The sequence below is a fragment of the Paenibacillus sp. NPDC057967 genome (assembly GCF_042887015.1).
Taxonomy (GTDB): domain Bacteria; phylum Bacillota; class Bacilli; order Paenibacillales; family Paenibacillaceae; genus Pristimantibacillus.
The window spans coordinates 335,012-360,742 of sequence record NZ_JBHVQB010000007.1 but is presented as its reverse complement, the minus strand read 5'-3'; the positions used below and the strand labels follow the sequence as shown (position 1 = coordinate 360,742).

Annotated in this window: 18 protein-coding genes; 8 read left to right on the top strand and 10 right to left on the bottom strand. The window is 50.9% G+C overall.

Translation table 11 applies throughout. From position 1 onward, the window contains the following. Positions 1–113 precede the first annotated feature (113 nt). Positions 114–5,405: an endo-1,4-beta-xylanase gene (locus ACFVSO_RS20050; RefSeq protein ID WP_387476837.1), complete on the top strand. Its 5,292-nt coding sequence runs from the start codon at positions 114–116 to the stop codon at positions 5,403–5,405. Positions 5,406–5,481: 76 nt separating this feature from the next. Here the strand turns inward: ACFVSO_RS20050 and ACFVSO_RS20045 are convergent, their stop codons facing one another. From ACFVSO_RS20045 to ACFVSO_RS20030, 4 genes are all read right to left on the bottom strand, one after another. Then, positions 5,482–6,855: an ABC transporter substrate-binding protein gene (locus ACFVSO_RS20045; protein ID WP_387476835.1), complete on the bottom strand. Its 1,374-nt coding sequence runs from the start codon at positions 6,853–6,855 to the stop codon at positions 5,482–5,484. A gap of 44 nt (positions 6,856–6,899) precedes the next feature. After that, a complete protein-coding gene (locus tag ACFVSO_RS20040; protein WP_387476833.1) occupies positions 6,900–8,024 on the bottom strand; it encodes an efflux RND transporter periplasmic adaptor subunit in 1,125 nt (374 codons plus the stop codon). Between the two features lie 86 nt (positions 8,025–8,110). Continuing rightward, positions 8,111–8,899 (bottom strand): carbohydrate ABC transporter permease, encoded by a 789-nt coding sequence (locus tag ACFVSO_RS20035; protein WP_387476927.1) that lies wholly within the window; start codon positions 8,897–8,899, stop codon positions 8,111–8,113. A 148-nt stretch (positions 8,900–9,047) separates the two neighbouring features. Beyond that, positions 9,048–9,917 carry a carbohydrate ABC transporter permease gene (locus ACFVSO_RS20030; RefSeq protein ID WP_387476831.1) on the bottom strand — a complete coding sequence of 290 codons (870 nt, stop codon included), beginning with the start codon at positions 9,915–9,917 and terminating at the stop codon, positions 9,048–9,050. A 150-nt stretch (positions 9,918–10,067) separates the two neighbouring features. Between ACFVSO_RS20030 and ACFVSO_RS20025 the strand changes: the two genes are divergently transcribed. The 3 genes from ACFVSO_RS20025 to ACFVSO_RS20015 all read left to right on the top strand — a co-directional run bounded on the left by ACFVSO_RS20025 (position 10,068) and on the right by ACFVSO_RS20015 (position 12,623). After that, the gene (locus tag ACFVSO_RS20025) at positions 10,068–10,739 is read left to right on the top strand and encodes a response regulator transcription factor (protein ID WP_387476829.1); all 672 of its coding nucleotides are present in this window, start codon (positions 10,068–10,070) and stop codon (positions 10,737–10,739) included. Beyond that, positions 10,736–12,238, top strand: a complete 1,503-nt coding sequence (locus ACFVSO_RS20020) for a sensor histidine kinase (RefSeq protein ID WP_387476827.1) — start codon at positions 10,736–10,738, stop codon at positions 12,236–12,238. Before ACFVSO_RS20025 ends, ACFVSO_RS20020 begins: the two co-directional genes overlap by 4 nt. A 229-nt stretch (positions 12,239–12,467) precedes the next feature. Then, complete coding sequence (locus ACFVSO_RS20015) at positions 12,468–12,623, top strand: hypothetical protein (RefSeq protein WP_387476825.1); 156 nt, start codon at positions 12,468–12,470, stop codon at positions 12,621–12,623. A 21-nt stretch (positions 12,624–12,644) separates the two neighbouring features. Here ACFVSO_RS20015 and ACFVSO_RS20010 read toward each other — a convergent pair whose 3' ends face one another. The 3 genes from ACFVSO_RS20010 to ACFVSO_RS20000 all read right to left on the bottom strand — a co-directional run bounded on the left by ACFVSO_RS20010 (position 12,645) and on the right by ACFVSO_RS20000 (position 15,675). Continuing rightward, positions 12,645–14,021: an MFS transporter gene (locus tag ACFVSO_RS20010; RefSeq protein ID WP_387476823.1), complete on the bottom strand. Its 1,377-nt coding sequence runs from the start codon at positions 14,019–14,021 to the stop codon at positions 12,645–12,647. A 191-nt stretch (positions 14,022–14,212) separates the two neighbouring features. Next, the gene (locus ACFVSO_RS20005) at positions 14,213–14,638 is read right to left on the bottom strand and encodes a MarR family winged helix-turn-helix transcriptional regulator (protein WP_387476821.1); all 426 of its coding nucleotides are present in this window, start codon (positions 14,636–14,638) and stop codon (positions 14,213–14,215) included. A 125-nt stretch (positions 14,639–14,763) separates the two neighbouring features. Further along, positions 14,764–15,675 carry an SDR family oxidoreductase gene (locus ACFVSO_RS20000; RefSeq protein WP_387476819.1) on the bottom strand — a complete coding sequence of 304 codons (912 nt, stop codon included), beginning with the start codon at positions 15,673–15,675 and terminating at the stop codon, positions 14,764–14,766. Between the two features lie 173 nt (positions 15,676–15,848). Here ACFVSO_RS20000 and ACFVSO_RS19995 point away from each other — a divergent pair, with 173 nt between their 5' ends. Continuing rightward, positions 15,849–16,154, top strand: coding sequence for a Dabb family protein (locus ACFVSO_RS19995; protein ID WP_387476817.1), 306 nt, complete (start codon positions 15,849–15,851; stop codon positions 16,152–16,154). Between the two features lie 68 nt (positions 16,155–16,222). Here the strand turns inward: ACFVSO_RS19995 and ACFVSO_RS19990 are convergent, their stop codons facing one another. Both ACFVSO_RS19990 and ACFVSO_RS19985 read right to left on the bottom strand, forming a co-directional pair. Then, positions 16,223–16,888, bottom strand: a complete 666-nt coding sequence (locus ACFVSO_RS19990) for a DUF2306 domain-containing protein (protein ID WP_387476815.1) — start codon at positions 16,886–16,888, stop codon at positions 16,223–16,225. A gap of 43 nt (positions 16,889–16,931) precedes the next feature. Continuing rightward, positions 16,932–17,963: a DJ-1/PfpI family protein gene (locus ACFVSO_RS19985; protein WP_387476813.1), complete on the bottom strand. Its 1,032-nt coding sequence runs from the start codon at positions 17,961–17,963 to the stop codon at positions 16,932–16,934. A 177-nt stretch (positions 17,964–18,140) separates the two neighbouring features. Between ACFVSO_RS19985 and ACFVSO_RS19980 the strand changes: the two genes are divergently transcribed. Next, positions 18,141–18,827 (top strand): response regulator transcription factor, encoded by a 687-nt coding sequence (locus tag ACFVSO_RS19980; protein WP_387476811.1) that lies wholly within the window; start codon positions 18,141–18,143, stop codon positions 18,825–18,827. Between the two features lies 1 nt (position 18,828). Continuing rightward, positions 18,829–20,190: a sensor histidine kinase gene (locus ACFVSO_RS19975; protein WP_387476809.1), complete on the top strand. Its 1,362-nt coding sequence runs from the start codon at positions 18,829–18,831 to the stop codon at positions 20,188–20,190. Positions 20,191–20,458: 268 nt separating this feature from the next. On the opposite strand, the gene ACFVSO_RS19970 is transcribed toward ACFVSO_RS19975, so the two are convergent. Then, complete coding sequence (locus ACFVSO_RS19970) at positions 20,459–23,068, bottom strand: winged helix-turn-helix domain-containing protein (protein WP_387476807.1); 2,610 nt, start codon at positions 23,066–23,068, stop codon at positions 20,459–20,461. Positions 23,069–23,247: 179 nt separating this feature from the next. Between ACFVSO_RS19970 and ACFVSO_RS19965 the strand changes: the two genes are divergently transcribed. Then, the coding region (locus tag ACFVSO_RS19965) for an RCC1 domain-containing protein (protein WP_483875069.1) at positions 23,248–25,731 on the top strand (2,484 nt) is incomplete at its 3' end.

The following is a 25,731-nucleotide window of genomic DNA, read 5'->3' as shown; positions in this document are numbered from 1 at the left end:
TTATCAGGTTATACAGCTTACAACGAGAGAATAAGACTGTAGACTTTTGGAGGTAAAGTGCGCGCCAGATGTATATTTTTTTGCAAAAAAAACGATAGACGGAGGTATCTATTATGTTGGCAAAGGTAAGAGCAAGATTGTCTCTTCTGCTGGTGTTCAGCATGGTCGTTACAACGCTTGGACTGGGCGGCGCAAGCACGGTGCAGGCTGAGGAGTCTGAGAACGCGCCATTTGAGACGGAGCTTATTGTGAGAACCGTCAATCAGTTTAAAAATGCTGCGGATGTCCAGGCATTCGTAGACATGGCAGATCAATATAACGTTACCGTGATCAGCATGAATGTAAAGCAGGATGAAGATGACGAAGTTCCGTCCGGACAAGTGTTTTATGAAAGCTCCATTGCTCCGATAGCGGCCGGCTACGAAAGCTTTGACGCACTGCAACATGTTATCGATGCCGCTCATAGCAAAGGGATCAAGGTGCATGCCTGGATTCCGCAGTTCCATGATCAGGCGGCATTTACGGCGCATCCGGATTGGCAAATGCATGCTTGGGTAGACGGAACGCAGGTTCCGTTCACCGGCTCGAACGGTTCCGAATATTTCATCAATCCGATCCACCATGAAGTGCAGGCGTATGAACGTTCTATTATTAATGAGGTTATCGAAAATTACGATGTAGATGGCGTTGTGCTGGATTGGATACGCTTTGATGACTACAACATGGATGTTAGCGATTATACGATAGGGAAGTTTGAGGCGGAATTTGGCTATTCCCCCCTGACTATTCATTTCGACGAAGCTTCCGCACAGCGTGATGAATGGAACGAATGGAGAACGGAGCAGATTGGAAATTATGTAGGGGATATTCGCAATGACATTACAAGCTCGACTAAACCGAATATGAAGCTTGGCGTGTACATCTTGCCGCCTGAATTTGTGGAAGTGGGACAAGATGCGGAGAAGTTCAAAGCACATATTGACTTTATCGCTCCAATGGCTTATTTCGATGACTGGGGCTTTGCGGCGGATTGGGTTTATAGCGATGAGTACGGCATATTAAAGGATACAGCGGATCGGGTTAGCGGCGAAGAGGTAGATATCGTTGCCACACTGGACAACGATTGGAGCGATGACGAGTATCAGCAGGTATACAAAGGGATTCGGGAAAACTATCCGAATGTACAACGCTTGTCCTTCTTTGCCTACCATACTTGGCCTGAGGCGGAGTTAGCCAAAATTAATGAAAGAAGGCAGTGGCCGGAAGCGGGCTGGGAGCCGCCGGTTGAGCAGGATTATGAAGCGGAGCTGCCTGATGGCTGGAAAGCCAGAAATATCGGCTTGAAACCTGGAACGGCTAATTATGATGAGACTTTGGAACAGTTTGAAATCAGCAGCCTTTCTTCTGACATTTGGGGCAATATGGACACGCAGAATTACATCTATCGGCAAATCGAAGGCGACGCTGAGATCATCGCCAAGGTTGGAACTATGGAGCAGATGAGCGAATGGGCAAAAGCGGGCGTTATGATCCGGGAGTCGCTTGACCGCGAAGCGAAGCATGCCGATATGATGATTACGCCTGAGAATGGGGCTACGTTTCAGTACAGGGAGCACACGCGCGGAAGCATGGCCGATCAGACTGCTGATGCTGAGGTTCCCCTTTGGGTGAAGCTGAGCCGCGAGGGCGACAATTTTACCGGCTTTATCTCGGAGGATGGGGCAGATTGGCACACTATCGGCAGTATCACAATACCGATGAGCGAGCAGGCGTATATTGGGCTTGCCGTCAGCAACCCGGGATCATCATTGGATAACAAGGCTACATTCCAAGAGGTCCAGGTGCTCGAAGAGGGAGAAGAGCCTGGAGCGGGAGGTCCAAATATGCCACCGCCATGGCAGGCAGCCAATATCGGAGTAGAGGCGAATCAAGGAAGCAACTCCAGCTATGATGGGACTTCGAAGGCTTTTACATTAAAAAGCATAGAGACGGATATTTGGGGCGAAAGCGACTCGCTGCACTATATCTATCAATCGCTCGAAGGCGATGGTTCTATTTCAGCAAGGGTTCATAGTATGGTTCAGGTGAGTGAATGGGCGAAGGCCGGCGTGATGTTCAGGGAGTCGCTTGCAGAGAATGCCAAGCATGCCGATATGATGATGACGCCTAATGTGGCAACCTTCCAATACCGCAATCTGACAGGCGGCAGTACAGCTGATGCCACGAGGGATGCGAATTTGCCAAAGTGGGTGAAAATCGTTCGCTCAGGCGATCTGTTTATCGGATTTATATCCGACAACGGAACCGAATGGACGAAAGTTAGCGAACGGGAAATAGAGATGGCGGATAAGGTGCTTGCAGGTCTTGCATTAAGCAACCCAGGGTCATCGGATGGGAACCAAACGATTATCGACCGGGTTGAGGTGCATGAAGGAAGTGATACCGAGAAGCCTAGCGTTCCAGGCTTACCGCAGATTGAAGAAGTTACAGGGGATACTATTGTTCTGACCTGGTCGGCTTCGAGCGATAATATCGTGATAAAAGGCTACGAAGTGACATATGGGCAAACCACAGTGTTTATTCCCGGTACAAGGGCTGTTCTGGAGGGACTGGCGCCAGACACCGCCTATCACTTTGAAATTAGAGCAGTAGATTTGGCGGGCAATCGTTCAGATAAAGCCGAAATCTCGGGTAGAACTGAGGGTTATAACGTGCTAAAAGGTCACAATTGGAATCTATTTTCCGGCGCTGTCGCGTCCGGTAATCAAGTCATTATACAGGGAATGGGCCGTGGCATCGTACCGCTTGGGAATCATCCGTCACAGCCTGCCGTCGCCAATCCCCCTATTAACCTTAAGGGACCTCGATTGAGCGTTGATGGTGACTTTAGTGTAGATTTTTCGCTGCTTGCCTCGCAACAGGCGCGGGCATCAGTTCAGCTGTATGGAGCACTGCCGGTCATCCAGGATGAATGGCGGGAAGAAGGCCGATATGTCAGCATGGAGCTTTCCAATGGCAAGCTGAACGTAAGCGTATATGACGGAGATTCCTCTTATCCGGCAACCGGTCAGTTCAACTATGCCGGGGCAGGAGAGGTCGTGGTTTCCATGGCGAGGAACAACGGCAAGCTGGAATTTCACCTGAATAAAAATAAAGTGGTCGAGCTTGATGATCCGGGTGTATTTGAAAGCGGAAAAGCGTATTTTGGCGCAGATGCCGCTGTCGGCAAGTCATTTATCATGCAAGCGATTTATGTGAAGCCGCTAAATGAGTCCTCATCCGTAGAAATTATAGACCAGCAGTTTAAAAAGTCCGGAAGCAATGCGCAATCGTTGCGCAGCTTGGCGGAAAAAAATTACCCGCACTTATCGATTGGTACGGCGGTTTCTGTCAATGCGCTAATAAGCGATCCGCAATACGCGGAAGTATTGGGCCGCGAATTCAATATGATTACACCGGAAAATGATATGAAGTTTCAATTTATACATCCGCAACGGAATCAGTATGCTTTTGCCGAGATGGATGCCTTAATGGAATTTGCCGAGCTGAACAATATGAAGGTTCACGGACATACAATGGCATGGAGCGAAGCTGTGCCGAGATGGGTGACAGAAGGGAATTTCAGCGATAGCGAGCTGAAAACGATTTTGGAGGAGCATATCGCAACAGTTGTAGGCCGCTATCCGCAAATTTTGAGCTGGGACATCATTAATGAACCGCTTGCCGGCATGAATGACGATCCTTCTATTCGGCCTTCGATTTGGTACGATAAACTCGGCGAGGAGTATATCGAGATTGCGCTGCGCGCCGCGCATGCCGCCAATCCGGCCGCTAAGCTTTATATGAATGAATACTGGATTGAAGAAAATAATGTTAAAAGCAACGCTGTATACGAATTGGTGAAGGGGCTGAAGCAGCGCGGCGTACCGATTCATGGCGTTGGCTTCCAGATGCATGAGGATTTGACGGATGAGTGGGACCCGGTCAGCGCGGAGGAATTCAAAACGACGGCGTCTAAATTTGCTCATTTGGGAATCGAGGTTCGCGTATCCGAGCTGGATATGAATATTCATAACGCGGTGAATGAGGAAACGCTTCAAGAGCAAGGCGAATATTTTGGCTCTATCGCTGATATGGTGAAGAAGTTTAACGTTGGAGGCGTGAAGTTTGGCGCATTATCGATGTGGGGCTTTACAGACCGTTATTCGTCCCTGCAGCCTCATCATTCGTATGGTGATTATGGCAACGGACTTATTTTTGATGAGAATTATGGGGCAAAACCAGCCTATGACGCCTTAGTAGAGTCGCTCAAGGAGCCAGCCCCCCCAGTTCATCCTAACCCAAATTCGGGCGGATCGGCGAATATCGACGACAGCGTCGCAAATGAAAGGTCGGCTGAGCGTAGCTTCTCTTCTAATGAAGGAGGAGAATTAAAGCTTGGTGACCGTTTTGAAGCGGTGATATCCGAGTACGCACAGCTATCCGATTGGATCTTAAAGCTGAGAGAGATGCCCGAGGCGGAAGCGAAAGGGCTGCTGGCTAATTGGAAGGGCGGCAGCCTATCGCCTGTATTTGAACTGGCGCATCTTGCAGAAAAGCCATTTGTCAAGCCGACTGCCATTAAAATAAAGGCGGATGTCAAACGGCTGAAGGAAGGTCAGACAGCTGCTATTTACTTTTATAATCAAACAAGCGGCCAATGGGAAAAGGCCGCAGACTCGCAGCTTGTAGACGGATATGTGACCGCCCATACGGAGCAATGGGGATATTTTGCCGTATTGGCGGAGAATAGTGCTGCTCCAACGGTCGAATTTACAGACATCCTTAATCACTGGGCCAAACAGGAAATCGAACTTGCTGTCAGAAAAGGATTCGTAAAAGGGTATGAGGACGGCAGCTTTCAGCCGGACCGCAAGGTAAGCCGCGCAGAGTTTATTCATATGCTAGTTCAAGCGCTAAACGGTGCTGCGAAAACTAATGCGGCTGTTGGAGCTGTTGAGGTTGCTGGAACAAAGGAAGCTGTTGGTATCCATAATGCTAGTGAGGGAAGCGGTAATAGCGTAGTGTTTGCAGATCAAGCATCAATAGGCAAGTGGGCTCAGGCTTCCATAGCGATCGCCGTTAAACAAGGTTGGATTACGGGATATAGGGATGGCAATTTGCGGCCGAATGATCCGTTGACAAGAATAGAGTTAGCCGCTATTGTCGCTAGGGCGTTGAAGCTTCCCGGAGCTCAGAGTCAAATGGAGTTTGCGGATGATGCACAAATCCCAGGCTGGGCAAAGGAGTACGCTGCAGCTCTGCAAAAAGCAGAGGTTATGACCGGCAAGACGAATAAACGCTTCGCACCTCTTGATGCGGCTACAAGGGCCGAAGCCGTAACAGTTATCTTATCGATTATTTAATCTTCTATCATGAACAATATTAAACCAGCTGACGCTGATAGAGTATCGGCGTCAGCTGGTTAATAGCTTTAAGTGGTTATTCGTTCAGGTAAGTGGTTACTTTGCTCTGGATACTGCTGAGGGCACTCTCCAGCGACTTCTGTCCGACAAAATAAGGTTGGATTTCCGTTCGGAAGATATCCAATATTTTAGGATCTCCCGACGATTTCTGATTTGCTTTCTCGCCCAGAGAGCGCAAGCTCTCCAATTGCTCCGCTGTCATGGTAACTTGCCGTTCTCCATGAGGTGTTGTTACACTTCCGCTTTTCTTGACTTCATCTACCATTCCATCGAACATTTCGTTATATACCAGCTTGTTGATTGGCAGGCCCATTCTTGCGGGCGATTGCTGCATTTCCTCGGAAACGAGGAATTTCAAGAAATCCCAAGCCTCTTGTTTATTGGCGGAGCTCGCGTTAAGCCCCAGGTTCAGCGATGACCCAAAGGATAGCTCATCATTATTGCCATCAAGAGAGGGCTGTCTGTACAAGGTATCGCTTGTAGCAAAGTCTGCCGGGCTCATAAAAAAGTGTCTCGTAAAAATGGTAAGTTCGATCCGTTTTTGAATGTCCCCCATATCTCCACTGTCGGATATACCCGTCCATGTGAGGCCTTTATCGAACATCTCCTTAACTTTTAGGATTAAGCGGCGGGAGTCTTCGGAATCGAAGTGGGCTTTTTTATTATTGGCATCCACCAATTGAGAATAATATTGACTGACCAGTTCACTTGCCAAGTGCTCAGGGGCAAAGCTGCCGCTAATGGCGGAAACATCGTTGCTCACAGCCTCCCTTACCTTCTCCGTTGCAGCCAGGACATCGTCCCATGATAAGGGCTCTTGAAGCTGTACTCCACCCTGCTCCAGCAACTCGCTGTTGGCATTCAGCATTTCCAAATGAAAATCGATAGGAAAGGAGTAGAGGCCGCTATCCAGCTCTGTGCTGCTCCATATATTTTGGAAGTAATCCGCTTTTTTGAAGCTTTGATCCTGATCCATCATGTCGTAGAAGTTGACGAGCATCTTTTTATCCTTATACCTGTTGACGGGCAAATCTGATGTATCCAGGATATCCGGACCAGCCCCCGACATTAGCTCCGTATTGATGGTTGATATATATTTCTCCTGGTCTTCTTTCGTCGGCATGGATACGACTCCGGTGTTTCCCTGGTCTCTAAAGTCCAGCTCTTGATATACCTTGTAGACAATTTCAATATCGGGATGCAGTGCTTCGTATTTCTCCTTGGCGAATTCGAGGAAGCGATTTTCACTCATGGTCGCCATTACGACTTGCTTTTTGCCTGGGGTTTGGCCGGTTTCTTTGGCATCTCCGTCGCAAGCAGACAGTATAAACGTCAAGATCGTAAATACACTTATAACACTAAGGGTGAAGGTTCTCTTATTCATTCTCATACTTATGGATTCTCCTCCTGCATATGTGATCATTGCGTCAACTGCTATTTGACGCGGACTCGATTGCCTTCTTTCAGAGGCTCGCTCGTTTCAATAATGATGTTGTCCTTGGAGGTAAGGCCCTGAACGAGTGAATAGTCTCCGGAATCGGCCAGTACATTGACGGTTGTTTTATAGACGATGTATTCATTGCCGAAGGCTCCAAGCGTCTCTTTAACCAGGTAGAGGAAAGTGCCCTCCATGTCTTGATTCAGCCACTTGGTCTGAACCAGAAAACCTGATTGTTCCGATGTCTTTTCAATGGAGACCTTGGCTTTCAAGCCCGATTCCAGTTTAATGTCCTGCGCTGCCGCTGGGACCCGAATCGTGACTGCAACAGCCGCTTCTGTTGGGCTTGTCCCCGGTGAAGGAGTCCCTGAGTCTCCAATGTCCAGTGAGTGAATGACACCGCTGATGCTGCTATTCTTATCTCCGCCTAGCTGCACATCAACGGACTCTCCTTCTTCCAGCCAGCCGGCTTTGTGCTCAGGAATTGTAAAGGAAAACTCATAGCCCTCAACTTCTTTCATCAGTACGACAACCGTCCCACCGGGGGACGGCATATCCTCGGTGGAAGCCTTCACCTCAGCAACAATCCCCTCAGTAGATGCCCGTTCATATCTCTGCTCGTTTAAATCTTGTCTCATATCCGCAAGCTTCTGGCTTTGAAGCTGTTGGTCGATGCGGTCGAGCTCCATAGCTCGTTTCGCTTCGCGTAACTGCAGCTCATCCCCGCTGATATTGGCTTGTATAAATTGTTCCTCCAGTTGGCCGGCTTGAAGTTTGCTCTTTTGCAATTGGGTTTCTGCATCTCTGATCTGGCGCTCCAGCGTCTCGGTGTTATATTCTGCGATAATGTCTCCTTTTTGGACGCGGGCTCCTTCTTTCACCGCAAGGCGTGCAAGCTTCAAGCCGTTTTTGTTTTTCACTTCGATCGGGTCCGCGATACGAAGCTTCCCTTCCCCCTCAATGGATATCTTCAGCCGCTCTGTGCTAGGTGCGGCAGTTACGACAGCGGGGAGTCTGAAGCTCAGAAGGGTATTGCTGAATAATGTCAGCAAAATGAGGGCGATGACAAACAAGATAAGCAAAATCCGCCGCATGCGCCCCTCAATCGCTTTGCTATCCAATGACGTTCCCTCCTCGGCAAGGTTATGATTTAATGATGATCAGCTCTATGTGCAATAAGTCGTCCGTTTCCTGCCGGTTAAGTCCGTCAGCCCTTTATGCCGGATAATTGCACGCCTCTGATAAAGTAGGGCTCCGCATTTAGAAAGATAAGAATCATCGGCGCCATATAGATCATGGAAGCAGCAAAGGCGATGCCGATAAAGTCGCCCCGCAAGCGGGACAAGTATACGGAGAGCGGTTGTTTGACCGCGTCATGCAAAAAAATAAGCGGCTGCTCGACCATGTTCCAGTAATCCACGAATAAGAGCAGCAGCAAGGCAGCCACGCCAGGCTTGATCATGGGCAGAAGGATGGATATGAAAATGCGGAGATGTCCGGCTCCGTCTATTTTCCCTGCTTCGATATAGGCGTACGGAATGTTCATCAGGAATTGTCTCATCAGAAAAACCCCGAACGCGGCAAAGATGCCCGGCCCAATAATCGAGGCGGGGGAATTAATCCACCCCAACCAGTCGGCCACGATATAGTTGGGAACCATCGTCACCTGGAACGGCATCAGCATAGTCAGCAGATACACGTAGAACAATGCGTCTCGTCCCCGGAAGCGCAGCTTGGTGAAGGCGTATGCCGCCAGGCTGGCCACGATGGCTTGTCCGATAATCATGGGCACAACCAGCAGTACTGAATTCCAGAACATACGCAAAAAGTGCGGGCTGCCCAGCAGAATAGTTTTGTATTGCTCCAGAGAGACCATGTCCGGAATCCATTTCAAATTGACGAAAGTATGGGCATCCAATACGCCAAGTGCAGCGTTATTTTGTTGAATCTCCTGCTCGGTCATGATGGAATTGATAGCTGTCAAGATGACCGGCATCAGGAAGAGGAGGGCGAACAGAGCAAGAATGACCGTGTTCGCTACGGTTTTGAGCTGAAGCCTCTTTCCTTCTGTCTGAGCGCTATCACTGGATTGCACTTGATTGGCATTCAATGTTTCTCACCTCCTTTGCATGTCTGCTGATTTCTTATTCCATGAAGCTGCGGAACCATTTCTCTCCCCGGAACAACACGGCGACGATGAGCCAGATGGCAGCGACCATCAGGATCGCTGCAGAGGTCAGCTTCTGGATATCCAGCGAGAAAAACATGTTGTTCATGTAATGCTGCAGCATATAGATGCTGTCATGCGGATAATCGCCCGAGAGCAGGTAGACCTCGCGGAAAACTTTGAAAGATTGCATAATCGACATAATAACCACAAAAAACATGGTGGGAACGAGATAGACCAGTGTAATCGAAAACTGGCGCATTTTGGACGCGCCCTCCAGACTGGCAACTTCATAGTAGTCTGCAGGAATTTGCTGCAAGCCGGCGAGGAATAAGATCACATTGTAACCAGTGTTTTTCCAAATATAGAGAAACAGCACAACTCCTCTGGCCCAGCCTGAATTGAGCCAATCCACGCGATCTACACCGAAAAAGGCAAGCAGTTGATTAAGTCCTCCGTTCCAGTCGAACAGGATTTGCCAGACGAGAACGACAGAGGCGACCGGCACGACAAGCGGCAAAACATAGGACATCCGAAGTCCGCTTCGAAAGTATACATGCCGATTCAGCGCCATAGCGATTAGCAGCGAGCAGATGATCATGACAGGAACGCTGACTGCTGTGAACCAGAGCGTATTCCATGTCGCTTTGCGGAACGATCCGCTGCTCAGTAAATCCGCATAATTGGCCAGTCCTACAAAGTGACCGCCCTGTGATCCGTCTTGGACAGAGTAGACGGCTCCGATCGCAAAAGGGATGAGATAGAAGAGCGAAAAGCCAAGTAGACTAGGCGCCAAAAAACCTAATGCGACAGCCCCATCGCGGCGCAGCATATGTTGCAATCTCATATCGCATCCTCCATAATGATTGATAAATTCCAGCGCGCAGAATAATCTTACTTCTCCTTTGTGTCATCCATGTGACAACTTGCGGAGCGCATAATTGACAGGGGAAGCAGATGAGTACGATCTAAGAACAGGTAACAGGAAAGGTGGAGGGTGAGGATAAACCACACAATACTTGTTGTTGATGATGAACGGCTGCTGCGTGAAATGATTGCCGATTATTTGGAGTGCGAAGGCTACGTTATCGTTCATGCTGCGACAGGAGAGGACGCAGTTCAAATGATAGAAAGCAAGCCGATAGATTTGGTTATCCTTGATGTGATGATGCCGGGAAAAAACGGATTTGAAGTCTGCGAAGAAATTCGGACCTTATCCGATGTTGTGATTGTCATGCTGACAGCCAAGGCGGAGGAAGAGGACGAGCTGACTGGTTACAGCTACGGCGCTGATGATTACGTGACGAAACCATTCAGTCTGAAGGTTCTGTCGGCCAAAATCCGCGTGCTGCTCAACCGCCGGAGACATGAAATGGAGGACGGGCAGAGCGTCAGCGACGAATTGGTTATGGACGAAATTGCGCGTGAAGTATGTAAGAATGGAAGAGCGTTCCCGTTAACTTCAAAAGAATTTGAGCTGTTTCGCTGCTTGGCCGTCCATCCTAATCAGGTGCTTACTCGCGACACGATTTTAGATCGGGTATGGGGGATGGACTACTTCGGAGACGCGCGAACGGTAGACACGCATATTAAGCGGCTGCGCCGCAAGTTAGGCGAAGATGCGGGCCGTATCGTCACCGTTAGAGGAAACGGGTATAAATATCGATGAAAACACATCGTTCGAGTCTGGCGAAAAAAGTATATTGGATTACGGCCGGCGGTTTTCTGGCATTCACAGCGTTGTTCATGGTCTTGCAATTGTTTTTTTTCGAGGACTATTCGCTGAAGATGAGGGCGGCGAAGCTGGAGCGAGACTTTGCAAGCATGTATAAGGAGATTATGGAGATGAAGTCTCCCAATGATATGCTGAAGCGCATGGCCAAGTTTGACGGGGATCACTATTCATGGACGGTCATCGAAACCCAGGTTGACAGGGCATCCGTAGTGCTGAGCAATTGGCCTGATGGAACCGCTCCTCCTAATATGAATTGTTTTACTCCTCAACTGAGTGAATTGAAGGAGCAGCAATCTCGGGACGGTACGGCTGTCATGTTTCTGAAGGTGGAGGGCGATGAAGGCCACGACAATTGTTGGGCAGCATTGGCGCCACTTTCCGAGGCAGGAGGTGTGCAGCAGTACATGTATACCTTCTCTTCGCCGCAGCCTGTGACCGATGCAGCTTCTTTGCTGGGAACGTTCTACATCTATTTTTTCCTTGCTGCGGTTATCCCGCTGCTCGGTTTTGCATTGTTGTTCACACGCGTCATTTCTCGTCCGCTCGTGCAGTTGAACGAGATGGCGAAGAGGCTTGTGCGTCTGGATTTCTCCGCACGCACCAAGATCAAGCGCAATGATGAAATTGGAGAACTGGCGACCACCTTTGATTATTTAGCGACCAAGCTGAACGGCACAATGGGCGAGCTGCAAGCGGCTAACGAACAGCTGCAGCAAGATATTGATAAGGAGAAGGGGCTGGAGCTGCTGCGAAAGCGGTTCGTCGCCAACGTGTCCCATGAGCTGAAGACGCCTGTCAGTCTGATTCATGGTTATGCGGAGATGCTTCGTGACAATGTAGGCCAAGAAGCGAAACGGAACAAATACGCCTCGGTTATTATGAATGAGGCGGAGCGGCTTACCCGCCTTGTGAAGGATTTACTGGATTTGTCCCAGCTCGAGAGCGGTCACTTCAATTTCCGGTGGAGTAAAGTACCGCTCCGCTCCTCATTGGAATATGTGCTGCAATCGGTAGAACCGCTTGCTTCAGACCGGATGCTGAAATTGGAGTGGTTGGCGGAGAATGAGGTCATGGTGCGTTCCGATCCGCACCGCCTGGAGCAAATCATGACCAACTTGCTGACCAATGCGATTCGCCACACGCCGGAGGGAGGAAGTATTGAGCTTCGGGTGCGCAGCGGGGCTGAATCCAATTGCGTTCTGATTGAAGTGTTGAATGAAGGAGCTCCAATTGAAAAAGAGCATATACGCCATGTGTGGGATGCCTTTTATCGCGCAGATGCCTCTGGCAGCCGTATGGATGACGGCAACGGCATTGGCCTTTCCATTGTCAAGCATTTGCTCGATCGGCATGGGAGCCGCTACTTGATTTCCAATATAGACGGCGGCGTTATGCTGGCTTTTACGTTGCCTATCGCGTCGCCGAATGAATGACAGCTCAGGTATGGCTTTGGAACCGCATCCGCTTGTTGAGCGACTGACCAAAGGGACTCGCAGGACTGAATTGACGGCAGACAGCTCTCCTTGCGGATGCGGATCCTATTTTGTCGTTTTTAATAATGAAGATGGTCAGAAAACGGGTCGCATTATCTATCATCTCCGGTATGGAGCGCCTGCTGGAGGTACGGCATAATCAGATATATGAGGTGGATTTTTTAGCTGGATGAATGATGGGCTGCTGTCAAACCGCAAAAAGATTGACCCGGATATGGTCGCTGCAGCAGGAAACAAGCGGATGGGGGATCGCATCCAAGTAAATAGAATGAGACGGGAAGGCCGGTCCAAGCGCGGACCGGCCTTCCCGCCTAAGGGGCAGTGAATCCCAGACACGGAGTTAATGCTATACGACTTGCTTGATGCGAAAAGAAATCAAGAAGCTGATAAGTGCAAAGAGCAGTTGCAGCGACAAGGCGATAACAATGCCGGTCAGCAGGCCCCATTCCAGCGTGTAGCTGATGGCAATAAAGGCGCCGCCGATTCCGATGCTTAAGCCGGGACTGAAGGCATCCGTAAATTGAAGACTGGCCGATACCTCACCTTCTTTGCCCGCCTGCGCATGCTGCAAGGCAATCGCCCCAGTAGTCGGATGTGCGAGGCCGATGCCGAATCCGGTGAAGATTTGGGACAGCACGGCAAATACGATCCCGCCTCCGGGGAGACTGACTGACAGGATGACTGCAACAACTCCGATGATCATAAAGCCGATTCCGGCCATCACACGTCTTTGACGTCCTTGGCCTTGATCCTTGGCATCCAGCTTCGACTGGAGCCAGGCTGCCGCTGACCAGCTTAATGCGCCAGCAGCGACGATGAGTCCTGCCAGATCGGCAGGCAGCTTTTTCACATCCGTCAATGCGAGTACGACATAGCTCTCGGTAGCGTTATAACAGGCGACAAATAATCCTCTGGACAATATCGTGGCAGGAAGACCTTTTCTTGCGCGAAATGTCCCCTCAGGCAGAAGCGCTCGCAAAGGGATAATCATGATCAGAATGCCGGCGATCGACAAGACGATGCCTTTCCAATTCGTAATCATGCCGAGTCCGCTGAGCAGCATTCCGGTTCCGATTGCAAGCAGAATAGCGAGACCTTCTTTGCGGCTGAATTTGCTTGCCCTGCCTTTTTCTGTTGTAGAGAATTTGCGGAAAGCGGGAAGCGTGAGAATGACAGCGAGTCCAATGATAGGCAGCACCAGCCAAAACACCACTCTCCAGGAGAAATGCTCCGTCAGCAATCCGGCAATATAAGGCCCTATAAGCGCGGGCAAAATATAGGCAGCGGAAAACATAGCCAAAATTTTAGTTCTCAGATGATCCGGATACCTTAATGTGATGATGTAATAGACGCATGTAACAATTGCACCTGCGCCGAATCCCTGCAGCACTCTCCCTGCAATAAGCATGAACATACTCATAGATACAGCTGCAATAATAAGGCCGACTAAGAAGATGAGTATCGATATGACAAATGAGGCAAACACGCCGTTGCTGCTGATTCGCTGTCCGATCATCATCGTTCCCACGATTTGCGCCAGCAGAAAGGCGCTGAATATCCAGCCGTACAAGTGAAGGCCCTCCAGCTTCTGGGCTATGCTGGGCGCAATCGTCGTAATAGCCAAACCCTCGAAAGCGACGGTCATGACAGCAAGTAAAATGCCTATGGTTAAAGCTCGGTACGGGGCATCCCATATCCCGGTTTCTTTTTTCGAGGCGGTCACATTGTTTCTCCCTTCTTGATTGCTATGACATTAATTGTCCTAGCAAGTATATGGACTGGGTAATAAGCCCTTCGATATTGAACAAGTGAATAAACTTGTATTGATGATAATGGTCGTAGCAACTATTTGATCTGCCCCTCTAATGGATGCGTATCCGCTTGGTATGTTTACCTCCTCACTTAAGGCCTGATTTATAGATCCTTCACATTGTTGTACATGACGGAGAGAACTCTTTGGAACGTCTCAACTTCCTCCTCCGTCAAACCTTCAATCGTTTTTTGGTACGCTTCAATGGAAGGTACGAGGATGGCTTCTTTCACTTCCTTGCCTTTGGCGGTCAGGTAGACACGCAGGGACCTGCGATCCGTTTCATGCGTCACTCGATAAATAAAGCTTTTCTTCTCCAGCTTGAACAGCATGCGAGCCACATTGGTCTGATCCTTATGGAGCCGCTCCGCAAGCTCCTTCTGGGTAATGCCTTCCTTCTCCCACAGAACGACAAGGATCTCCCATTGATCCACGGTAATATCGAACGGATTGACGACTTTCTGATAATAGTTATTCAGCTTCAGGGCAGCACGCTGCACATTGACGCCGATATACTTTTCTAATTCCAAGGGGAAGCTCCTTTATAATAGACATGATTATAGTTGTTGCGACTATTATATTGGCGAATATGATGGGTGTCAACAGGCTCAGAGCGAACGTAATGTCTCCAAGCCTGCTGCCAACCATTAAAGTTTTAGCGGTATCCCGTTACATTCGCCGGTTTGCCGGCGTCCTGCACTTCTGTAATGTAGCGCCAGGCATCAGGCTGCGAGCCGTCCAGATCATGAATGCCGTATAGCTTGGCAAGCTCGCCGCTGGATGTCGATAGCCCATTCCAGCGGGATACGTCTGGGTCGCCCGCCAAGGCAGCGATACCGCGCCCGATATATCGCGGCGTTTCCGAGATGGCGAAGTGCGGCTCCCGCTGGAGCGCATCCTGCCATTTGTCTTCGGTTACGCCAAAGACTTCAAGCATGATCTCGGAGCGCATCCAGCCTGGCGTAACCGCGAGGGCCGTGCAGCCATGAGGAGCAAGCTCATGCGCCAGCGACTTCGCCATGCGAAGGATTGAGGTTTTGGCCAGATCATAATAAAAGGATAAGCGGTAGTTCGCATCGTTATAGGACCTTGTGCCGTCTGTCACCTCTATGACTAGTCCGCCGGGGTTGCGGATCAATAACGGCAGCGCATAGCGACTTGTAATAATATGGGTGTCTATAGACAGACGCAGCATACGCAAGCCGCTCTCCAGTGAATGCTCCCAGACGGGAACATTCCATTCCACCATATATTCGCCGCCCCAAATGTCATTGACCAAGATGTCCAGCCGTCCTTGCTCACGCTCGATTCGAGCGACTAATGCTTCTACCTGAAGCGGGTCAAGATGATCGGCCTGTACCGCGATGCCGATGCCGCCAGCCTGCTCGATCAGCTCCGCCGTCTCTTCAATCGTCTCAGGCCGATTGTATTCCGAGCGCTGAGTCCGCGTGGTTCGGCCCGTAACATAGACCGTTGCTCCAGCGGCGCCCAGTTCAATGGCGATGCCTCGGCCCGCGCCGCGTGTTCCTCCGGCGACGAGAGCTACTTTTCCAGATAAAGGTTTCATATTGTTCAGCTCCTCTCTTTGTATACTGCCTCATTATAGAGCCTTGAATACGACAGCTTATGTCATATATGCATAATTATTTTGCATAATCAGCGCTTATGGGGATGCTTGCCAGAATGATACAATGAGGCCATTAAGCACCCAATACCTGGGCAATAGGGAGGAGAAGGAGCATGAGCGCGATTAAGCATATGGTTGTGTTTTCGCTGCATTCGGGCAAGGACAATGAGGAGGTGGAGCTGTTTTTGCGAACGAGCAAGGATGAGCTGGCCGCAATCCCAGGCGTAGAGCAGTTTGAGGTGTTTCGTCAGGTGAGTCCGAAGGCTGATTTCGACTACGGCTTCTCTATGGTATTTGCAGACGGACAAGCCTATGAAAGCTATAATAATCATCCGGTCCATGTTCAATATGTGCAGGAGCGATGGTTGAAGCAGGTTAACCGCTTCCAGGAGATCGACCTCGTGCTTCACCAGAAATAACGAATGCAGCCCTCCACCTAGACTGGTGAAGGGCTGATTTATTTCAATGCCAGCACGCGCGGCATTCGTCATCTCTTGGCGATGTTCGGACGGGACGGCTTGCCAGGGATGTGCTGGCCTATGATTCGAATGATGACTTCCGGGATAATCAGCAGAAGCGCGATAGAGCCGTATACGCCAATGATGTAGCTTTCCGGGTACAAGAACCCGAATCCTTGATGGAACAGTACGGCAATAAGATGAATCAGCATGTTGGTAAAACAGAAGGCATAACTGCGAATCATCCAGTTCCGATGCTTGATCATTTGTTTTTTCTTAATTTGTACGAGCGCAGTAATCGTAATAATCGGCCATATGATATTGAGCAGATTGAAGCCTATGCTGCTTATTTTCCCTCCTGTGGCGTAAGGAGCCATATAACCGGAAGTAATTACAACGATCAGGACGGATACGATGTACAGGTAGCCGTTCATGCGGTGAAGCTTGCGGTAAAGCAGCAGAAAGCGCGCAGAAAAGTTGATGAGACCCGAAGCCATGGCGATACATGCAAAGGCGACATGAATGTACATCACGTTCAGCCAGACGGGAAGATTCAGCTCGCGCTTAAGCTCGGTTTTATAGCTGAGAAAGCTGCCCGCCTCAGGGTCGATCCAATAATTTTTGGCAAGCGCATAAAGGATAAATAAGATGCTGACGGCAGCCAATAGGCCGTATAGCGATAGTCGTTTTTTCATATTCGATTCATAACCCCCATATCAGATCCAATCATGGTCGAGACTAAGAAATTCGCTCTCCTGTTAGTTTGGAAGCGGGCAGAATGCCAGCCTTGGCGACCCCGGTCATCCGGTTGCCGACCGTCTCGACCTCGAACCTGAGATTTAAGCGCATAGGCTTCGTAATGCGAAGCGACCACGCCAGCTTGTTGCCGTGCAGCACAGGGTTGATAAATTCCACTGTCTCATCGCCTTGGATCGCCTTTCCCCGGATGAGGCCGTTGTTAGAGGCAATAGATAGTCTGACCTGAAGCTTGCCTACCGGAGTCGCAATCGTCGTATCCCATTCTCCGTCGAACGAAGAGGCTTGCGAGGGCTCCTGATCGATCACTTCTTTCTGTACCGCCATATCAGACTCTTGAATGCTCGCGTTCTCCTCGCTTGGGGCTTGCTTTGCTGGCGACATTCCGGTATTCCTCCATGCCGTTCCCCGGCGTTCATATTCGAACAGCTGCTCAACCGCATGCGCGATGCGCGGCCCAAGCTCCCGCTCTACTGTATACAGCGCAACATCGAGCCCGGAAGTCACGCCGCCGCCAGTAATCAGATTGCCATCATCCACGACACGGGCCTGGACAGGAATGGCGCCTGTCGCACCCAGCACCTCCATGCCCATATGGTGGGTTACTGCCATTCTGCCCTCCAGCAAGCCGCCCATCGCTAGGAGGAGCGAGCCGCCGCAAACGGTAACGACGATGGTGTCCGGCTGCCGGAGCGCCTGCTCGACTTTACTTGTCAGGCCTGTCTGCATAGCCCGATTCAAGATGGCTGGGATCGTATCTGGACCGTCCCCTTCTACCTGGCCCGAAGCGCCAGGAACAAGAATGATATCCGCTTGCTCCGGGTTCAAGACCCCGGTCGCTTCTATCCGCAGCCCATTGGTGCCGCTGGCTACCATTCTTGCTCCCTCGGCCGTAACCAGCTCTACGCGAATCGCATTATCGGCATACATAGCAGCCGCGTAAAATACCTCATAAGGAGCCAGAGCATCCAGCAAATCGAATCCATCGAATAAGACAATTTGAACATTTTTCATGCACAAAACCTCCTCTTGAACTTCACTTCCGTTATTGCTGCTATTAACTTACCAAATGATTCTCTCAATCCAAGCGTCAAAAAGGTCACGAAATGATCAACAAAGCATCACAATATGCGGGGAGTGGATTGCGCGGTTCGTAAAGATGTTAAACTAAGTGAAGAAGGTGGGATATGCATGGCTGAGGCGCAGACGATTCTCGTCGTAGATGATGACCGGAGTATCGTAGAATTGCTTAGAGATTTTTTGGAGAATGAAGAATTCCATGTGTTGACCGCTTGCGATGCTAATCAAGCCTGGAGCTTGTTTCAGCAGCATGCGGTTGATTGCATCGTTCTTGATATTATGATGCCGGGCGAAAACGGATTCGAGCTATGCCGCCGGCTCAGGAAGGACAGCGACGTGCCGATTCTGTTCCTGAGCGCCCGCAGCGACGACGTGGACAAGATTCGGGGGCTTACGCTGGGCGGGGACGATTATATCGTCAAGACCGCTTCGCCCGGCGAAATTGTCGCCAGGGTGAAAGCGGTGCTGCGGCGAATGGCATCCCGGCCATCAGCAGCCGAGAGCATTCTGGAGTATGGGCGGCTCCGCATGAATTTGACGGCAAGAGAAGTGACCATAGAGGGGGAGAAAGCGGTGCTTACTCCCAAGGAGTACGAATTGCTTCGATTGTTCGCCGAGCATCCCCGTCAAGTTTTTTCGTATGAGCAGCTGCTCGACAAGTTTTGGGACGGGGTAGGCGACAAGCATACGATCCGGGTGCATCTCAGCCGGCTGCGCGAGAAGATTGAGGCTGATCCGAATCAGCCTCAGCTGCTGGTCAACGTATGGGGAATAGGGTACCGCTTTGAAGGAGGGTAATATGAAGACACTTCGCATTCGCTCATTCCTGGTGCTGTGCTTTTTCCTCCTGCTCTTATTGCCTTGGATCTGCTATGTAACAGCTTATTTCCTGGAGAATCAGTCGCTCAGCTTCATGAATAGCCGCCAGCAGGATGAAGCGCTGCAAAGACAGCTGGGCGAAGTAGTGGCCTTCATCGAAGCAGGCTTAGCCAAGTGGACGGATGCCGACTGGCAAAGCCGGCTTACTAATCAGTTGAAGGATACGAGAATGGATGTGACCCTTCAAGCAGCAACTGGCAGCGACATCTACCGCTCGAACCCGGATCGCCGAGGCTCGCTAGCTTCGACAGAACGGTACACGATCATGGAGGACGGTCTGCCCATTGGCAAAGCCATTATCTATCTCCCAAGAACGAACCAGATACCGGCGATGTCGGCCGTGGCGGGATTGCTGCTCGCATTTTTCATCATCGGCATGGAGATGCGAAGATTTCTCTTAAGGCCGCTGGAGAAGATGAGCGCTGCCGCCAGACAAATTGCGGACGGGGATTGGGATGTTCGGCTGCCGCGGACGAGAATGACGGAAATCGCCGAGGTCCGCGACGGCTTTGACGTGATGGTGAAGGGCATGCAGGCTGCTTACCGGAAGCAAGCGGAGCTGGAGGAAGAAAGACGATTTGTCATAGCTGCGGTTGCGCATGATTTGCGAACGCCGTTGTTCGCCTTGCGGGGATATCTTGAAGGATTGGAGCAGGGAATTGCCAAGTCGCCGGAGAAAGCAGCGCATTATTTGGCGGTCTGTAAGGAAAAGTCGGCGCAGCTGGACCGGCTGGTGGAGGATCTGTTTACCTTTACTAAGATGGAATATGCAGAGACGTCGCTGAAGCGGGAATCCGCTGATCTGGCATCCGTCATACGAAAGTCTATGGACAGCGTAAGTCCGGCAGCCCGGCATAAGGATATTTCCTTCACCAGTGAATTGCCGGAGGGAGGTATCGTAAGCGGCGATGCGCACTTGCTGGAGCGTGCGATCAGCAATCTGCTGGACAATGCCGTCAGACACACGCCCTCCGGCGGCGCTATTGTTGTTCTTTGCGGCAAAGAGGAGCATCGCGTGATCTTTGCTATTTGCGATACAGGCGCAGGCTTCACAGAGGAGGAGCTGCAGCGCGCTTTCGAGCCTCTCTACCGGGGGGAAGCGTCCAGAAACCGTTCCACAGGGGGCAGCGGACTGGGATTAACGATCGCTCAGCGCATCGTCCGGAGGCATGGAGGCGAGCTTGCGGTCAGCAATCATATAGACGGCGGAGCACAGTTGACAGGCTGGCTTCCAGCATATGCTCCCGTTGAAAAAAGGGCGGCTCTTTCTAACGAATATTAGCTCCCAGGATGAATCATCTCAGGGAGTTTTATGCGGTATATTCGGTAGTAAACGCATATGATCGGACAATCAATTAGATTACCGAATGTTCAAGCTACCCAATTGGCTACGGGTCTTGTACTTATTTGCAAAAGTTGCAGATGAGGATATTCGGCAACCCGCAGCGGTCTTTTGGCAATATTCGTGGTATCAGCCACTCAAGAGGAGCAGCCTTTTTTGAAAATCATAAAACGCTGAATGTACCCGGTACATTCAGCGTTTTTAAGTGTCAGAACAATCCTCTCGTGCGGGCCGCCAATACGGCTTGCGTGCGCGAGGATACTTCAAGCTTATGGTAGAGGCGCGACAGATAGACGCGCACGGTTCCCTCGGATAGCCCCAGCTCGGTAGCAATCTGCTTGTTCGACGCCCCTAGGTAGATCAGCTTCAGCAAGCCAAGCTCGCTCTCAGTCAATGGCTCTTGATCGGCCGTTGCTGGCGGTGCTGACGATTCCGGCGATCGCCGATCAGTCTGGAACGTTTGCAAAAGGGAGCGGGCATAGGCAGCCAGAGGCTCCTCCGGGCTCTGCTGCTCTTGGGGAGCGCTGAACCGGACATAGTCCCTTAGAAGCTCGGCAGCCGGCTGGCCTTCATCCAGAATGCTCCGGACGTAATCCATTCCTTGAGCGATAGCCAATGCTTCTCCAAGCCGGCTCATTGCGGCTTTGCGCTGTCCGCGCTGGCGCTCGGCGATTGCGGCAAGCAAGGAGATTTCCACGATGCTTGCAACAATGCCCTCTCGCTCCGCTTGCGGTTTAAGCGCTGCTAACAGGTCAAGCGCCTGTGATGCTTTCTTCTGTCTGATGAGCAGCCGTACCAGCGATAAATATTCGAATTCACGGTTCAAAGTGGGATACGATTTCCCGGGCAGATGCAGCAATGCGGCTTCCTGCTTGGCTCCGCCAACTGCATGAAGGGTCAGATGCAAGCGGATGAGGAAGGCGCGCAGCGCTCTGAACCAGCGCATATCCGAATAAGCAATCGCCACATCCATGCCTTCGGCAATCCAGTCATAAGCAAGCTGCTCATGTCCCTTAGCCAAGTAAATTCGCGCCTGCAGAATTCGGTAAGGGATGAACAGGCCGGGCGTATCTTCGATGTCCTTGTATGCGCCAATCTGATGAAGCAGCTCCTGGCACTCCTGCAGCCGATTCCATTCATAGTAGCCTTCTCCTATCGAGAGCTTCACGTATAAATTAAACAATGAGCTCTTCCAGCCCAATGCCTCCAGCGCTTGACTGAACCGCAGACCAATAGTCTCCACATCCTTGGAGAGGACGCCTTTAAGGCCAATCAGCGTCCGGTTCAGCTGCGGCTCCGTAACGTTGAAGTTGTAGCTGTAGAAGACGAGATTATCGTGTGCCAATCCATCCTTTAGCCGTGTCGCAAATGAAAGCCATTCCTCGTAATCGCCGCCAAAAAAGAGGATGTTGGAGCGGACAAAGAAGATGCCGCTATGGATCGATTTCAAGCGTTCCTTATCTTCGATAACGTCTGCCTGTGCTTCCAGTGAGAGCAAGAGCTGACTGGCCCGTTCAATATGGCCGGTCACGGTGAGAATGAAGATGTACAGAATGGACCATTCAGGTGAAGACACCGCTTCGGGCGGCTTGCTTTCGAACCAGCGGAGTACTTTCCGAAACTCCCCTTGTCTTAAAATATCCCCGACATGCGTCTCCAGCAGTTGTTCCATCAGCCCGTATTCTCCGGCGGCAATCGCGTGGTCGATGGCATCGTCGATCATGCCGCGCTCCGAATGGGCGATGCTGGCTCGCCTATGGGACTCCAGCCAGCTGTCTCTATCGTTGCGTTCATGCATCTTGCTAAGAAACTCCGCGAACAAAGGATGATACCGATACCATACCCCTTGGAGGTCAATGGGCAGAACAAATAGATGATTGGCTTCCAACCAAGACAGCATGGCTCCGCTATTTGGGTTTGTCGTCACTGCGCCAGCCAGTTCTGCGTCCATGCGCTTCAGGACGGAGGAGCGCAGCAAAAACTTCTGAATGTCTTCCGGCAGCGAGCTGAATACCTCTGCGAACAGGTAACCGGAGACGCTTCGTTCGCTCCCCTGGAACTGTTCAATGTAGCGGTCTCGTTCCGCCGTCTGAGCAAGCGATACGGCTGCAAGCTGCATGCCGGTTACCCAGCCTTCTGTCCGCTGATGAAGGCTCTGGATATGCTCCTTGGACAGTGGAAGGTTATGTGTTTTGCTATAGAAAGCTTCCGCTTCTTCTTCGTCGAATTGCATCATTTTAAGAGACATGACGGTTAGCTCGCCTTGGGCCAGCCACCTGCTTGTCGAGAAAGGCAGCTCGGCCCGGCTTGCTACCACTAGATGAACATGAGCAGGCAGATACGTAATGGCGTAGGACAAGCTGTCGTGAATATGCTGATCGGTAATGACATGATAGTCATCCAAAATAAGCGCAAAGGGATGCTCCAACTCATGAAGCTCGTTCATGAGGGCATCGATGAAGGTATACAGGGAAGCATGCGGCAGCGTATGAGCCAGCCACTTGATTCGAACGGCCGTTGCTTCCGGCAGGGAGCCGGACAGAGCCGCAGCCGCATATCTCCAGAAGCGGACAGCGTCATTATCCAACACATCCAGAGAGAGCCAAGCCGTGCGGGAACTCGAGCTGCGGGCCCATTGCCCGAGCAAGGTGGATTTGCCGAAGCCGGCAGGGGCGCATATGACTGTGAGCTTGCTCTCCAAGCTTCGGTCCAGCTGAAGCAGCAAACGGCTGCGTTCAATTAGACCCTCTCTGAGACGCGGAGCGGTTATTTTTGTTTTCAGCAGGTTGATATGGCTGGCGTCATTCTTCAGCTTCATAGTTCCTCCATATGCAGACAAGCTTTCTTGCTTTCAGTATAGCGGAACCCCTGTTATAAAAATAGACGGAATTAACATTTGCAAATTGTTCCGAGGGCAAATTTCCGTACAATCAATAGAATCGTGTCCTTTCATGTCGAGATATGAAAGGCTTAGATTAAAGGAGGTAGCAGGAGAAGATGAACGCGGCTTACATAAGGGGAAGAGGGCATTTTAAGGCGCAATTGGCGTTGAAATGGCTTTTGATAGCGCTGCTTGCTATAGGGGGTCTTGCGGCTCCTGTGTCTGTCAAGGCAGCTGCGGGGAATGAGCCTTTTTCATTGAAGGTGGTATCGATATCAGCGGGCGACTCGCATGTTTTGGCGCTGCTGAGCGACGGGACTGTGAGGGCTTGGGGGAGAAATAATATCGGGCAATTTGGCAACGGCTCTATACAGTCTTTGAATGTAGCTATGCCTGTCTACGAGATGTACAACGGACAGTACCGGAATTTGACCAAAATCGTGGCGGTTTCGGCGGGGCCGCAATACTCATTGGCATTGGATGAGAACGGGGTCGTCTATTCATGGGGATTTAATGCCAGCAATGAGCTTGGCCGTAATCCGGAGTTTATGGTGAGTTATGCAGCCGAGCCAATCGCCGGACTCCCCAAAATTGTGAAAATATCGGCGGGTGCTACGAATGCTTCCGCTTTGGCTGAGGATGGCACGGTATGGGCTTGGGGAGATAATCAAGTGGGGCAGGCTGGAATCGGTACGACGCTCAATTATGTCCAGTACCCTGTCCAAGTGCTTGCCTCAGCGGGCGTTCCTTTGACAGATATACAGGATATCAAGTCCAGAGGCAGCCAGACCTATGCGATTCAGGGCAATGAAGGAAAGCTGCTGGCCTGGGGATATAACGGCAGAGGACAATTGGGTGACGGCACCTATACTCACCGATCGTATCCTACTCCGGTAACGAAGGTGGATGGTACGCCCCTTGAACAAATCCGGGCGATCGGAAGCGGCGACGCCTACGGGCTTGCCATTGGGAATGACGGGGCGTTATGGGTATGGGGAAGTAACGAAGCTGCACAGCTTGGTCTGAATGATACCAGAATCAGAACCCGTGCTGAGAAGTTGATCCTTCCTTCAGGCGATCTGTTTGACGATGTGTCGATGGTGGATGGAGGATTCAATCATACGCTTGCTATCAAGCAGGATGGCAGTCTGTGGGCTTGGGGAAGCGGCATGAATTACTTAGGAAATGAGGTTGCCGGGCAATTAGGCCTCGGGGATAATGCCTCCTTCGTTCAGTCGCCGGAGAAAGTTGGGCTGGCGGAGGATGGGACGGTTATTTCCGATATTCAGCAGATGTCAACAGCTGCGTTTTATAGTGTCGTGCTGTTAAAGGACGGTACAGTATGGAGCACAGGCATCAACGATGATGGACAGCTTGGAGGCAACCGATCGGAACCCCATCTTACGCGGTTTGCTCAAATGACAATGACTGATCCAAGGCAGGCTTATTGGACCATTGCTAAAACGGAAGTTTTTTTGAATGAAGAGATAACGGTGCGCTTGCAGCTGGCTGATTATTGGAAGCGAATATCCAAGTTCGGCACAGATAAAATCGATATTCAATCCAGCATTGGAACGGTTGATCAGCTTGTATATGAAGGGGACGGGAAGTTCTCTGCCAAAGTAGTGAGCACTTCCGAAGGCCTGGCTGTCATATCGGCCAGCATTAATGGTATCGTCATTCCCGCGCAGCAAAACGTGAAATTTGTATCAGCGGAGACGCAGTACAAGGAAGCGCTGGACATTGTTATTGCGGATGCGGAGTCTGAACTGGCAGCGACTGCCGAAGGTGTTGATCCGGGTCAGTATCCAGCCAGTGCGAGAACGGCGTTTGCCGATGCGATAGCAGAAGCGAAGGCAATCTCTGCCGAACCTGGGGTTCCTTATACCGTCTATGATACGGCACGAAAAAATCTATTGAATGCGCTTATGAATTATTGGGATTCGGAAATTATTGAAGTTGATAAGACAGCCTTAAAAGCAGTAATTAGCGAAGCTCAAAGTGAACTGTCCACAACGGAAGAAGGCAATGATCCCGGTCATTATCCTGCGAGTGCGAGAACGACGTTAGATCAGGCGATCACTGCTGCAAATACAGTGGTGTCGAATGTGATGGCAAAGACGGCGCAAGTTGAGCAAGCGCGCATAGATCTAAGCGCCGCTCTCACAACATATCGCGGGGCGAAGGTGCCGGAAGCGGATAAGACGGCGCTGAATGCAGTCATTGCGGAAGCCGAGGCGGAACTAGCTTCGACAACGGAAGGTACAAATCCAGGCGAGTATCCGGCAAGCGCCAGAGCGGCGTTGAGTCAAGCGATTACAACGGCTAAGGCTGTAGCGTCTAATGAGCAAGCGACGGCGGGGCAGGTAGAACAAGCGCGTGCCGATCTGAGCGCCGCTCTCACAACATATCGCGGAGCAAAGGTGCCGGAAGCGGATAAGACGGCGCTGAATGCAGTGATTGCAGAAGCTGAGGCGGAACTGGCTTCGACAACGGAAGGTACTAATCCAGGCGAGTATCCGGCAAGCGCCAGAGCGGCGTTGAGTCAAGCGATTACAACGGCTAAGGCTGTAGCGTCTAATGAGCAAGCGACGGCGGGG